The organism is Microbacterium sp. NPDC055357 (assembly GCF_053644835.1).
In genome coordinates this window covers 94837-107721 of the sequence record NZ_JBSHLZ010000002.1, presented here as the reverse complement: position 1 = coordinate 107721, position 12885 = coordinate 94837, and the positions used below count along the sequence as shown (strand labels likewise).

The 12885-nt window shown below is 68.2% G+C and carries 11 protein-coding genes and 2 tRNA genes; 9 read left to right on the top strand and 4 right to left on the bottom strand.

The genetic code is table 11. From position 1 onward, the window contains the following. The first annotated feature begins 14 nt into the window (after positions 1 to 14). Both ACWICD_RS03640 and ACWICD_RS03635 read left to right on the top strand, forming a co-directional pair. Positions 15 to 86 (top strand) — tRNA-Gln (locus ACWICD_RS03640). A gap of 295 nt (positions 87 to 381) precedes the next feature. Beyond that, complete coding sequence (locus ACWICD_RS03635) at positions 382 to 2529, top strand: hypothetical protein (RefSeq protein WP_454139287.1); 2148 nt, start codon at positions 382 to 384, stop codon at positions 2527 to 2529. Between the two features lie 89 nt (positions 2530 to 2618). Here ACWICD_RS03635 and ACWICD_RS03630 read toward each other — a convergent pair whose 3' ends face one another. Then, positions 2619 to 3056, bottom strand: a complete 438-nt coding sequence (locus ACWICD_RS03630) for a hypothetical protein (protein WP_376130576.1) — start codon at positions 3054 to 3056, stop codon at positions 2619 to 2621. A 196-nt stretch (positions 3057 to 3252) separates the two neighbouring features. Here ACWICD_RS03630 and ACWICD_RS03625 point away from each other — a divergent pair, with 196 nt between their 5' ends. The 5 genes from ACWICD_RS03625 to ACWICD_RS03605 all read left to right on the top strand — a co-directional run bounded on the left by ACWICD_RS03625 (position 3253) and on the right by ACWICD_RS03605 (position 8573). Beyond that, positions 3253 to 4407, top strand: coding sequence for a calcium:proton antiporter (locus ACWICD_RS03625; protein ID WP_454139286.1), 1155 nt, complete (start codon positions 3253 to 3255; stop codon positions 4405 to 4407). 76 nt (positions 4408 to 4483) lie between these two features. Then, entirely contained in the window at positions 4484 to 5263 is a 780-nt protein-coding gene (locus ACWICD_RS03620) for a DeoR/GlpR family DNA-binding transcription regulator (protein WP_454139285.1), read from the top strand. Beyond that, positions 5260 to 6204 (top strand): hexose kinase, encoded by a 945-nt coding sequence (locus ACWICD_RS03615; protein WP_454139284.1) that lies wholly within the window; start codon positions 5260 to 5262, stop codon positions 6202 to 6204. Before ACWICD_RS03620 ends, ACWICD_RS03615 begins: the two co-directional genes overlap by 4 nt. A gap of 24 nt (positions 6205 to 6228) precedes the next feature. Next, a complete protein-coding gene (locus tag ACWICD_RS03610; protein ID WP_454139283.1) occupies positions 6229 to 8283 on the top strand; it encodes a PTS fructose transporter subunit IIABC in 2055 nt (684 codons plus the stop codon). A 20-nt stretch (positions 8284 to 8303) separates the two neighbouring features. Continuing rightward, on the top strand, positions 8304 to 8573 hold the full coding sequence (locus ACWICD_RS03605; RefSeq protein ID WP_376130590.1) for an HPr family phosphocarrier protein: 270 nt from the start codon (positions 8304 to 8306) through the stop codon (positions 8571 to 8573). A 75-nt stretch (positions 8574 to 8648) separates the two neighbouring features. Here the strand turns inward: ACWICD_RS03605 and ACWICD_RS03600 are convergent, their stop codons facing one another. Further along, positions 8649 to 9287 (bottom strand): MBL fold metallo-hydrolase, encoded by a 639-nt coding sequence (locus tag ACWICD_RS03600; protein WP_454139282.1) that lies wholly within the window; start codon positions 9285 to 9287, stop codon positions 8649 to 8651. Between the two features lie 107 nt (positions 9288 to 9394). Here ACWICD_RS03600 and ACWICD_RS03595 point away from each other — a divergent pair. Continuing rightward, positions 9395 to 9470, top strand: a tRNA-Glu gene (locus ACWICD_RS03595). Between the two features lie 309 nt (positions 9471 to 9779). On the opposite strand, the gene ACWICD_RS03590 is transcribed toward ACWICD_RS03595, so the two are convergent. Beyond that, entirely contained in the window at positions 9780 to 10880 is a 1101-nt protein-coding gene (locus ACWICD_RS03590; RefSeq protein WP_454139281.1) for a DUF4349 domain-containing protein, read from the bottom strand. Further along, positions 10877 to 11434 carry an RNA polymerase sigma factor gene (locus ACWICD_RS03585; protein WP_454139280.1) on the bottom strand — a complete coding sequence of 186 codons (558 nt, stop codon included), beginning with the start codon at positions 11432 to 11434 and terminating at the stop codon, positions 10877 to 10879. The genes ACWICD_RS03590 and ACWICD_RS03585 overlap by 4 nt, the downstream gene beginning before the upstream one ends. A gap of 255 nt (positions 11435 to 11689) precedes the next feature. Between ACWICD_RS03585 and ACWICD_RS03580 the strand changes: the two genes are divergently transcribed. Beyond that, complete coding sequence (locus ACWICD_RS03580) at positions 11690 to 12772, top strand: TerC family protein (protein ID WP_376130601.1); 1083 nt, start codon at positions 11690 to 11692, stop codon at positions 12770 to 12772. Positions 12773 to 12885 lie beyond the last annotated feature (113 nt).

Here is a 12885-nt window from a genome sequence, read left to right as displayed (position 1 = left end):
CTGCCGCGCCACGGTGGGGTATGGTGTAATTGGCAACACGGCGGTTTCTGGTTCCGTTGTTCTTGGTTCGAGTCCAGGTACCCCAGCAAGACGAAAACCCTCGGTGATCCGGGGGTTTCTTGCTTTTCTCGGCCGGTGCCGGTGCCGGTGCCGGTGCCGGTGCCGGTGCCTGTGTCCTCACGACCTGGCCGGTATCGAACGCCGACGTCGCCGGCTCGCTGGATGGGACGGTTGCTTGCCGTGAACGGTGGCGGGCTGCAAGGTCAGAGTCGTATGTGCTCAATGGCGAGAGGCCGAGGCAGCCGTCGAGATCAGTTTCCCAGAGCTCATCCGGCGCCGTGATCGCTTGCTCTCGCAAGGATCAGCAAGGGATACGTGAACATGAAACGAGATTCGTTACGTAAGCGGACTGCCGGACTCGTCGCTGCCGGAGTGGCGGTGGCGATGGCGTTCGCGGGTCCGATGCCCGCCGTCGCCGACGACATCGAGTCAGGGTCTTCGCTCGACCCGGCGCCGTACACCGGGCCACGGCCGCCGGTGATCGACACGCTGCGCGGTAACGTGCTGCCGGTCACCGGGTACTACGTCGAGAACGTCACGGTCGGCGACAAGACGCGAACGAGCAAGGTGTACATCCCCGAAGACATGTACCTGCGCGGGTACTTCACCATCGTGAGCGTGCCGGATGGCTGGGACACCGATGAGTTCCTCGATGAGAGCGGCTGGATCGACATCGCCGACGAACGCAACGAAGGACTGTTCATCCTCGAGGCCGACCAGGAATCCGGTGAGTGGGGAACCGTGGCCGCGGAATCGGCGTACATCACCGCGGCGCTGCGGGTCATGGAGGCGCGGAGCTTCTACTCGACGCACGGTGTGCACTACATCGCGGGATACGGGTCGGGCGGCACGGCGCTGCAGGACTATGTCGCCAACCACCCGCTGTTCGTCGCGAGTGCGGTGTTCATCGGCACCGAGGACCTCGCCGACATCGAAGAGATCGGCGAACAGATCTTCGCGCCGCAGCCGAGGTTCACCGACACGCATGCGGACCCGCGGTTCGTGGCGGAGCCGTACAACGAGGTGCCCGTTCCGGTCTGGTTCGTGAACGACGATGCCGATGACGTCGCCGAGTCGGTCTCGTACTGGAAGCACGCGAACGACGTCGTCGCCGACGCCGCCGCCAGCGCATACGGCCAGTCCTTCCGCCAGAAGGCAGACTCCGACCGCTTCCCGACCGCCTACAGCGAGCGGGTGTCGCAGGTCGCGGTGCGGGAAGGCGACGTCGCGGTCGACGATCACGAGCTCACGCAGCGGATTGCGCAGTTCCTGACGTCGTACACGCGCTACGACAACACGTCGATCTACGGGAACGTGCTCGGCACTCGTCCTGATTACGAAGAGCTCGGCGTCGACGTCAAGAACCTGATCGTCACGGAAGACGATGGGCAGGTGTGGAAGCGCCAGTACGTCGTCTATGAGAACGAGCAGGCGGCTGCGGCCGAAGGCGGCGCGCCCGTCGTCTACGTCCATGCCGGTTCCACCCAGCCATGCACCCTCTTCTTCGACGCCACGCGGTGGTGGGAGATCGCCGATGAGTACGGCTTCACCGTCGTCGTACCGTGTGCCCAGTACCAGTCGTCGCTCACGTTGGGCTGGAACCAGAACAACACCGGCCTCGAGCGGCAGGCCGACGACTACGAGTTCATCAAGAAGCTGACCGCCGTCATCGACGAGGACTACAACACCGACCCGGGCCGCCGGTTCGCGATCGGCCACTCGAACGGCTCGATGTTCACGCACGGCATGGCCTACCGGATGCCGGAGTACTTCACCGCCATCGCCGGCAACGGCGGGTCCTCGAACCCGACGCCGGATGCCGGGAACTCGATCGTGCCGATGTTCTTGAACATGGGCGAGATCGACCTGTGGAACCCCTACCTGTCGGCACCCGGCAGCGTGCGCAACGTCGCCTCGTACTGGATCAACCGCAACCACGTCGGACACGTGGATGCGTCCGACTCGACGCAGACCGGGGTCGGACAACTCCAGCGCACGACGCTGCAGCGGTGGGAGAACGCCCAGGGCATTCCGCTCTACATGTACGGCTTCACGGCGGGGCGCGACCACAACGTGTCGGTGGACACGATGTGGGATGTCTGGGAGCAGTGGTTCTCGAAGTGGAGCAAGGACGAGACGGGCCGTCTGCACTACGACGGCGAGCAGGTGCAGGGGACCGGTCCTGACGCCCCGCGGGTCACGGTCACGCCGCGCACGCTCGGATCGAACGCGTACCTGTCGGTCGCGGTGGACAACCCGTCGGATGTCGCCGTGACGGTGAAGGTCGATGCCGCGTTCGGGTCGAAGACGTTCACGAACGTCGGACCCGGCGCGACGGTGTCGGTCTCTCTCAACACGAGGGCGGCGTCGGTGCCCGCCGGTGCTCTCACCGTCACCTCGACGGGCGAGCGCGACGGCGCGAGCTTCACCGAACCGCTGACCGTCGAGTACGGCCCGTACGGAGGCTGAGGCGGACTCGATCAACGGAGACGACGGCGCGACCACCGTGCATCCGGTGGGCGCGCCGTCGTCACTGCTCTGCGCGATCGTGCACGCTCTTAGTCGCTGACCGCCTTCTTCACGAGCGCGCGGATCTTCTTCTCGACCGCGGGGGTCATCTCCAGCACCGCGAACGACGTCGCCCACATCTCGCCGTCGTCGATGTTGGCCGCCTCGTCGAACGAGATGGTGCCGTAGCGAGTGTCGAATTTGGATGCCGGCTGGTAGAACACGACGACCTTGCCGTCGCGCGCATACGAGGGGAAGCCGTACATCGTCTTGGGGTCGAGGTGGGACGCTTCTTCCATGACGATCGCGTTGAGGGCCACCGCGATCTGCTTGTCGGTGCCCTCGAGCGCATCGATCGCCTCGACGCACGCCTCGAGTTCCCGCGCGCGCTTCGCAGCTCCCTTCAGGCCCTTCGTCGAGCGAAGCTCCTCGGCGCGCTGCTTCATCGCCGCCCGCTCGTCGTCAGTGAATCCGTTCGTCTTGCTCATGGCTGTTCTCCCGTCGGAAGGATGGTGTCTGCACAGCACAGTACGGTCGGTGTCGCGCGTCTGCTTCTCCGATCCTGATCGATCGCGTCCGCGGAGTGAAGAGCACCGGCGCGATAGGATTCGTCGAAGGCATCGAGCGGGACGACCCGTTCGTCAGGACTTTCGTCGGGACGGCCCGCAGACGAGGCAGTGATCCATGCAGGTCATCTCCCATCTCCGTGCGATCCTCACGCCGGCCGCCATCCTCCAGCTGCTGCTGGGCTGGATCGCTTTCGGGGTTCTGGTGCTGCTGCGCCCGGTTCTGCAGAGCCATCTCTCGACTCCGACGTTGTTCGCGCTGCTCGCGGGAATCATCGCGGTCATCGTCGTATGCGCGTTCGGCGTCGTCGCCCAGGCGGAGCACCTGGCCCGCAGGCTCGGCGATCCCTACGGCACCCTCATCCTCACGCTGTCGATCGTCGTCATCGAGGTCATCCTCATCTCGGCCGTCATGCTGGGGCCGGGGGAGCACCCGACGATCGCGCGCGACTCGGTGATGGCCGTGTCGATGATCATCCTCAACCTCGTCGTCGGCGTCGCGCTGGTGGTGGGCGGCATCCGTCATGGCGGGCTTCGGCCGAATCGCACGGGGGTGTCGTCGTATCTGTCGCTGCTGATCGTGCTGCTCACGACGGCGTTCGCTTTGCCCGCTCTCATCGGGGTCGACGGTGCGTACACGTCTGGACAGGCGGTCCTCATCCTCCTGCTGACCGTCGCGCTGTACGTCTTCTTCCTGTGGCGGCAGATGGGGGCGCAGCGCGACGACTTCCGCGAAGTGCTCGACGCGCCGGACCCCGCGGCATCCGTGTCGTCACCGGACAAACCGCGCGCCGATATCCGCGCGATCCTGAAGACGCACCGCGTCGAGGTGCTCGCACGCACGCTCGTGCTCGTTCTCACGGTGGTTCCCATCGTCCTGCTGTCGCACGACATGGCCTCGTTGCTCGACGAAGGACTCGGCCGCCTCGGCGCGCCCGTCGCGCTCTCGGGCATCCTGATCGCGATGATCGTGTTCCTGCCCGAGACGATCACGACGATCCGCGCCGCGTACATCGGCGAGATCCAGCGGGTGAGCAATCTCTGCCACGGCGCTCTCGTCTCGACGGTCGGCGTGACGATCCCCGCCGTCCTCGCGATCGGCCTGCTGACCGGACAGATCGTGGTGCTCGCCGAGAGTCCGGTCGATCTCGCGCTGCTCGCGATCACGGTGATGCTGTCGGCCACGTCGTTCCTCGGCAGGAAGACGACGGCCCTCCACGGCGGTGCGCATCTCATGGTCTTCGTGCTGTACGGCCTCGCCGTCTTCTCGTAGCCCTCTGGATCACCGGAGATCTTGTTTTATGTGGGACTGAGTTGTACTGTGTGGGAAAGTTTCCCGGGAGACCCACATGTACGCGACCGAACGTCATGCGCTCATCGAGCGGCTCATCGCGCAAGAGGGGCGTGTCCGGGTCGTGGACCTCGCCCGTCGATTCGAGGTCACGACCGAGACGGTGCGCCGTGACCTGGGGCTGCTCGAAGAAGCCGGTGCGCTCCGTCGCGTGCACGGCGGCGCCGTGCCCGTCGACGGCGCCAGCACCGTCGAGCCGTCGCTGGCCGACCGTCGCAGACGGCACGCGTCCGCGAAGGCGGCGATCGCGAGTCGCGCGCTGGACGCCGTCGCGCCGGGGTTCCGCGGGTCGATCTTCTTCGATGCCGGATCGACGACCGCCGCTGTGGCTGCAGAGCTCGCTACGCGCCTGCCCGGCGCGCCGATCGACGTCGTCACGCACGCGCTTCCGATCGCCCACACGATCGCGAGCGTCCCGAACGTCGCGCTCACCCTCATCGGCGGGCGGCTGCGAGGGCTCACGGCCGCCGCCGTCGGCTCGGGGACCGTCCGTGCGATCGAGAGTCTGCGCCCGGATGTCGCCTTCGTCGGCACCAACGGCGTGTCCGCGGGGTTCGGGTTCAGCACGCCGGATCCCGAAGAGGCCGCCGTCAAGTCGGCGATCGTCCGCGCCGCGCGCCGTGTCGTCGTCGTGACCGATGCCGAGAAGCTCGACCGCGAACTGCTCGTCTCGTTCGCGGATCTGTCCGAGATCGACGTGCTCGTGACCGATGCCGCCCCCGAAGAGCCGCTCGCCGCAGCTCTTGCGGAGGCCGACGTGGAGGTGTGGCTCACATGATCGTGACCTTGACGGTCAATCCGTCGCTCGACCGCACGATCGTGCTCCCGGCACCGCTGCGGCCGGGCGAGGTCCAGCAGGCGCTTCGGCAGAGAGAGGATGCCGGGGGCAAAGGCATCAACGTGGCGCGAGTCGTCGCGGCAGCCGGTGCCGAGACGCTCGCCGTGCTGCCCCTCGCCGACGGCGATCCCTTCGGCTCGGCCCTGAGGGCGTCCGGTGTGCCGGCGCGGACCGTGCCGATCGACGGCGCCGCGCGCGCCAACATCGCGATCACGGATCCTTCCGGGCAGACGACCAAGCTCAACCTCGTCGGTGCCGCCCTCGCCGACGCGGATGCCCGGGCGATCGTCGACGCGACGGTCGAAGCCACCGCGGGGGCGCGGTGGCTCGTGCTCGCGGGGTCCTTGCCGCCGGGTGTCGGCGACGACTTCTACGTCGACGTGATCCGCGCCGTGCGCAGCGCGCACGGCGACGGGTCCCCGCGCATCGCGGTCGACACCTCCGGGCCTGCTCTGCACGCCGTCGTCGCGTCGGGGCATCCGGATCTCATCAAACCCAACGACGAAGAGCTCGCCGAGCTGGCGTCGGTCGCGTTGCCCGACGGTGACCTCGCGGCGACCGTCGTCGACGTCGCGCGGACGATCGTCCCCGCCCGTGTGCGATCGGCCCTCGTCACCCTCGGCTCGGCCGGCGCGGCCTACATCGACGCCGATGGCGCGTGGGCGGCGGCGGCACCGCGGATCCGCGTGCAGAGCACCGTCGGCGCCGGCGACAGCTCACTGGCCGGCTTCCTGCTCGCCGAGAGCGCCGGGGCGGACGCATCCGACGCCCTCGCCGGCGCCATCCGCTACGGCTCCGCCGCGGCATCCCTGCCGGGGACCCAAGTGCCGACGCCCGCCGACCTCGGCGACGACGACATCCCCACCACGCGCATCCCGTAAGCAGAACCCATCCTGGAGGTCACTGTGTCCGACACCATCACCCCCGCACTGGTCAGTCTCGATGTCGAGCTGGGGCCAGACAAGGCCGCCGTCATCCGCTCCCTCGCGGCGCGCGTCGCCGCCGAAGGCAGGGCGACCGACGCCGAGGCGCTGTTCGCCGACGCGTGGGCACGCGAAGAGAAGGACGAGACGGGTCTGCCGGGCGGCATCGCGATCCCGCACGCCAAGAGCGCCGCCGTCACCACGCCGTCCCTCGCCTTCGCCCGGCTGGATCCCGGAGTCGACTTCGGAGCGCCCGACGGTGCAGCGGATCTCGTCTTCCTCATCGCCGCGCCCGAGGGTGCGGCGGAGGCGCACCTCGCAGTGCTCTCGAAGCTCGCGCGCAGCCTCATGCAGGACGAGTTCACGGCGGGTCTGCGCGCGGCCAAGACGAACGACGACGTCGTCGAGATCGTGCGCGTCGCGATCGGCGAAGCGGATGCCGCGCCCGCGGCCGCCGCCCCCGACGCACCCGCGGCGGCGGTCTCTGCCGACGACGAGCTCCAGATCGAGGGACGCCCCGCCCGCATCGTCGCCGTCACTTCGTGTGCGACCGGCATCGCCCACACGTTCATGGCCGCCGACGCGCTCACCGCCGCCGGCAAGAAAGCGGGGGTCGACCTCGTCGTCGAGCCCCAGGGGTCGAGCGGCTACAAGGCGCTCGACCAGCAGCTCATCGACGACGCGGACGCCGTCATCTTCGCCAACGACGTCGACGTCCGCGAGATCGGCCGCTTCGCGGGCAAGCCCGTCGTCCGCTCCGGAGTGAAGCGGGGGATCGAGCAGCCCGCGGCGATGATCACGGAGGCCGTCGCGGCGGCGAAGGACCCGTCGGCGGCGCGCGTCGCGGCCGGCAGCACCGCGACCTCGAGCACCTCGACGGCGAACCTGTCGTGGGGCGCGAAGATCCAGCGCATTCTGCTCACGGGCGTCAGCTACATGATCCCGTTCGTCGCGGGCGGCGGCCTGCTGATCGCGCTCGGCTTCGCGATCGGCGGATTCGAGGTGACGGCGAACGCCGCGACGGTCATCACCGAGAACGCGCTGTGGAACCTCCCGACCGACGACATCACCTCACCGTTCGGCCCGCTCGGGCAGTACCTCGGCTCGGTCGCGTTCATGATCGGCAACGTCTCGATGGGCTTCCTCGTGTCGGCTCTCGCCGGCTACATCGCCTTCGCGATCGCCGACCGCCCCGGCATCGCGCCCGGCTTCGTCGCGGGCGCCGTCGCGGTGCTCATGAGCGCCGGCTTCATCGGCGGCATCATCGGCGGACTCCTCGCCGGTGTCGTCGCGTGGTGGCTGGGACGCCTCGATGCGCCCCGCTGGCTGCGCGGTCTCATGCCGGTGGTCATCATTCCGCTGCTGGCTTCGATCGTGGCATCCGGTCTGATGATCCTGTTGCTGGGGCGTCCGATCGCGGCGCTCATGGAGCTCATGAACGACGGGCTCACCAACCTCGCCGGCGGTGCGGGCATCATCATCGTCGGGGTCATCCTGGGGCTCATGATGTGCTTCGACCTCGGCGGCCCGGTCAACAAGGTGGCCTACGCCTTCGCCGTCGCGGGGCTGGGAGCGGGCTCGCCCGACAACCCCACGCCGTACCTCATCATGGCCGCGGTCATGACAGCGGGAATGGTGCCGCCGCTGGCGATGGCGCTCGCCTCGACGGTCCTCGCGCGGTCGTCCTTCACCCCGGTCGAGCGCGAGAACGGCGTCGCCGCCTGGCTGCTGGGCGCGTCGTTCATCAGCGAGGGTGCGATCCCGTTCGCCGCCGCCGACCCGCTGCGCGTCATCCCCGCCTCGATGGTGGGCGGCGCCGTCACGGGCGCCCTCACGATGGCGTTCGGCGTGCAGTCGCTGGCTCCGCACGGCGGGGTGTGGGTGCTCTTCGCGATCAGCCCCATCTGGGGATTCCTGGTCGCGCTGGTTGCCGGTACCGTCGTGAGTGCGCTCGTCGTGGTCGCGCTCAAGAAGTGGGTCGGCCGCACGAGCCTCGAACAGGCCGAGACTTCGGCTGCCGCGGCTGTGGCCGCATGAGTTCCGACGAGAGGGAGACCATGGCAGAACGTCAGGCGACCATCGCGAGCAGCTCCGGGTTGCATGCGCGTCCCGCGAAGCTCTTCGTGCAGGCGGTCCAGGAGAAGAAGATCCCCGTCACGATCGCGGTCGAAGGCGGCAAGGATCTCAACGCCGGCAGCATCCTCTCGCTCATGGGACTGGGCGCATCGCAGGGGACGGTCGTGACGCTGAAGGCCGAGGGTGACGGTGCCGAGCAGGCGCTGGACGAACTCGTCGCCCTCCTCGAAACCGATCTCGACGCGGAGTAGTCTCTACGACAGCGAACGACGGATGCCGCGGGTCGAAGCCGCCGCGGCATCCGTCGTTGTCGTTAGGCGAGTGCCTCAGATCTCCGTGGACTCGCCCGGATCGAGCGTGAGGAAGGTTCCCCCGTTCTGCTCGGTCGCCCACGCGAGACGCGCGCGGTGCATGTCGCGGCCGGCGACCGACAGCGTCATGTCGTGCGTTCCGAACGCGCGCCGCGGCGCGACGGCGACCACGAAGTCCATCGCTTCGCCGATCTTGAGCCACGGAGCGCCGAGCGGAGCGGCCAGCAGTTCGACGTCGACGCCCTTCGGCACGGCGTACGAGTCGCCGGGGTAGTAGAACGCGTCGTCGACGAGCACGCCCACGTTGTCGATGACCGGGATCGAGTCGTGGATGACGGCGTGCGTGCCGCCGAAGAACCGCAGCTCGAAAGGGGCCACCGAGACCGTGTCGCCGGGCTCGACCACGATGATCCCGTATGCGGGCGCGGCCTTGGCGACGCCCTCGGGGCCGTAGATCGGCACGTCAGGGTGGACGGCGCGCACCCGGTCGAGGTGTTCGCTCGTCCAGTGGTCGGGGTGCTCGTGCGTCAGCACGACGGCCACGACTTTCGACAGGTCATCGAGGGGGAGCGTGAACGATCCCGGGTCGATGAGGAGGGTGCCGTCGGCCTTGTCGATCCGCAGCGCGGCGTGCTCGAATTTGGTCACTCGCATGCCTCGAGTCAAGCGGCCGGGGCCTCGCGCGGCAAGGCCCGAGGCCACTCCCGCCCCGATTTGGAACAGCGCCCGCGGCATGGCACAATTGAACGGTTGTCGCGAACGGCCCCATCGTATAGCGGCCTAGTACGCCGCCCTCTCACGGCGGTAACGCGGGTTCGAATCCCGCTGGGGTCACCAACAAGAAAAGGCTCGTCCGTAAGGACGGGCCTTCTCTTGTTAACGCTCCGGCAGAGTGAGAACCGCAGGCGGGGCGGCCGGCGAGGCTCGGAGTTACACGCGAAGCTCGGAGTTTCACGCGAATCTCGGAGTTTCACGCGAAGCTCGGACCTGTCCAGGTCGAGGCTCCGAACTCGGCGCGGATCTCCGAACTCGGTGCGGATCTCCGAACTCGGCGCGGATCTCCGAACTCGGCGGCGATCTCCGAACTCGGCGGCGATCTCCGAACTCGGCGCGGATCTCCGAACTCGGCGGCACGTGCGGCGGCGGTCAGCCTGTTCGCGCGGCTTTGCGCCGTCGCACGGACCGCACGACCACCCACGCGACCGCGCCCGCGACGCCGACCACGGCGAGCCAGGGGAGGAGGAACCCCAGCGCGATGACGATGCCGTTGAGCGTCGCGACGAGTCCGTTCCAGCCGGCGGCGAGGCCGTCGCCGAATCCCGCAGGATCGGCCTCGACGACGGGGGTAACCGGCGACAGCGAGACCGTGAGCGTCGACAGCGCCACCTGGTCCGTGAGCAGCTCGAGCTGCTGCTCGAGGGACTCCAGCTCGGACTGGCGCTCGGCGAGAGCCGACTCGGCGGCGATGAGGTCGGACAGGTCGCCCGCCTGCGCCATCAGTTCGGTGAGCCGGGTGACGGAGGCCCGAGCCGCATCGATGCGTGCGGACAGGTCGACGGACTGTTCCGTGACATCCTGACGCTGCACGGACGACGCCGTCACGTCGCCGAATTCCGCCAGCTCATCGACGAGCGCTGTCAGCTCGCCGGCGGGTACCCGCACGGTGACCCAGGCGCCGTCGACCGGGACGGGGGGATAGGGCTCGTGAACGAAGCCCGTCGCGGGGTCTACGGTCATCGCCCGGCCCGTCGTCCCGACATTCATCGACTCGACGTAGCCGCCGCGGTCGACGGCGGCGTCGGAGACGGAGCGCGCTGCCTCGGCGACGTCGGAGACCACGATCGACGCAGACGCCGTCGTGATGACATCGCGGGCATCGTCGAGGTGACCTCCCGCATCCATCTCGGGCGTCAGTTCGACACCGGCAAGCTCTTCGCGCGAGACGCTCGACTCGCTCTCGGCCCATGCTCCGCCATCGGATGCCGGTGCGACAAGCGGCACGGCGGAGTCGGCGCCCGACTGGCCGGTGACGGTGATCATGCCCCCGACGGCGGGTGAGATCAGCGCCGCGATCGCGACGACGGCGGCGGCCGCTCCACCGGCGATGCCCCAGCGCCCACGACGCGCGCGGCGCGCCTGCTCGGCGCTGCGCTCGCGCGCGATGTCGGCGAAGACGGCGTTCTCGATGTCGTCGATGCGTGCCTCGCTGAGCTCCGGCAGGGCGGCGTCGATGGGTGACGTGTTCATGTGCTCTCCTTGACGACGGTCCGGAGGCGCGTCCGGATGCGGGAGAGACGATTGCGGACGACGCCGTGTGCGACACCGAGCTCATCGGCCGCCGCCTGGTACGCGTAGCCTTCGGCGGCGCAAAGCCGGAAGATGTCCTGATCGAGCGGACTGAGGCCTTCCACTTCGCGCAGGATCCGCTCCGCGAGCTCGGTGTCGATCACCTGCTGCTCGACGTCGACGGTGGACGGCAAGGTGTCCTCGACCGCGGTCGACGTGCGTTCGCGATCCCGGCGCTGCATCCGCATCCGGTTGGCCGACTGGAACCGGCAGATCGTCGCGAGCCAGGGCAGCAGCGAATCGCTCGCGAGCTCCATGCCGGGCAGCTTCCGCCACGCGACGAGGAAGGTCTCCTGTGCCACGTCCTCCGCGTCGGCCGCGTTGCCCAGCAGCCCGTGCGCGAGCCAGTACACGGGGCGAACGTACGTCCGGTACAGCGTGCGGAAGGCACGCTCGCTCCCGCCCGCGGCCTGCGCCACGAGCGTCGCATCACTGCGTGCGGGGTCGATCGTCATGCCCGTCCTTCGGTCCGCGCGCCGTCGAGCGCGTGAAGCATCCGTCATCTCTCAGCATGTCAGTGTCGCCCGCGCGCGGTTCGTCTCAGGTTGCCGTGCGTGGCGGTAGGGTTGTTCCCGCGAGAGGGAGTATCCCGCCAACGCGCACCCGTCATCACGGGCCCCGATGAGAGTGGCCCCGGGTGTGCGTCGCGAGCATCAGCTCGCGGGGAGAGACTTTCGGTTCTTCGCCGCACCCTCCCTCGAAAGGCCCGCATGGACCTCGTCCTTCCGCTCTGGTTCGAAATCGGCTCGCTCGTCGTTCTGACGCTCATCCTCATCGGTGATCTGCTGCTGATCATCAAGCGCCCGCACATCCCCTCGACGAAGGAGTCGAGCCTGTGGGTCGTCTTCTACGTCACCCTCGCGCTCATCTTCGCGCTGTTGATGTGGATCTTCGCCGGTGGCGAGTACGCGGGGCAGTTCATCGCGGGATGGCTGACCGAATACAGCCTCTCGATCGACAACCTCTTCGTCTTCGTCCTGATCATGACGCAGTTCTCGGTGCCTCGCCGCTACCAGCAGAAGGTGCTCATGGTGGGCATCATCATCGCGCTCATCCTGCGCGGGCTGTTCATCCTCGTCGGCGCCGCCGTCATCGAGAACTTCAGCCCGATCTTCTACGTCTTCGGCGCGTTCCTGATCTGGACGGCATGGCGGCAGGCCTTCCCTGGCGGCGACCACGACGACGAGGCCAAGCGCGAGAACTTCATCGTGCGCATTCTGCGCCGCACGATCGACATCTCCGACGAATACGACGGCGACAAGGTGCGCACCGTCGTCGACGGCAAGAAGATGTGGACGCCCATGATCATCGTCTTCGCGGCGATCGGCGTGACGGACCTGCTGTTCGCCGTCGACTCGATCCCCGCGATCTTCGGCATCACCCAGAGCGCCTTCATCGTGTTCACGGCGAACATCTTCGCCTTGATGGGGCTGCGACAGCTCTACTTCCTGCTCGGCGACCTGCTCGATCGTCTGCGGTACCTGCACTACGGCATCGCGTTCATCCTCGCCTTCATCGGCGTCAAGCTCATCCTGCACGCCATGCACGTCAACGAGCTGCCCTTCATCAACGGCGGCGAGCACATCGAGTGGGCTCCCGAGATCTCGACATGGGTGTCGCTGGGTGTCATCATCGCGGCCATGGCGGTCGCGACGATCGCGAGCCTCGTGGCGTCTGCGCGCGATCGTCACGCGGAGACTCCGGATGCCGCGGCCGCGGCCGTCGCCGAGGAGAAGGGCACACCTCCCACGGTCGAACAGCCCGAGCCCGAGAGCCGCGGCGACGACCGCTGACGCCCCCGGTGGTAAGCTTCACCGATGCGGATCGCCCGACTTCTCCTTAGCGGCCGCGACGAGTCCTAGTCTCCAGGCCTCCCTCGTCGCGGAGTTCGTCACGGGCTTGATCC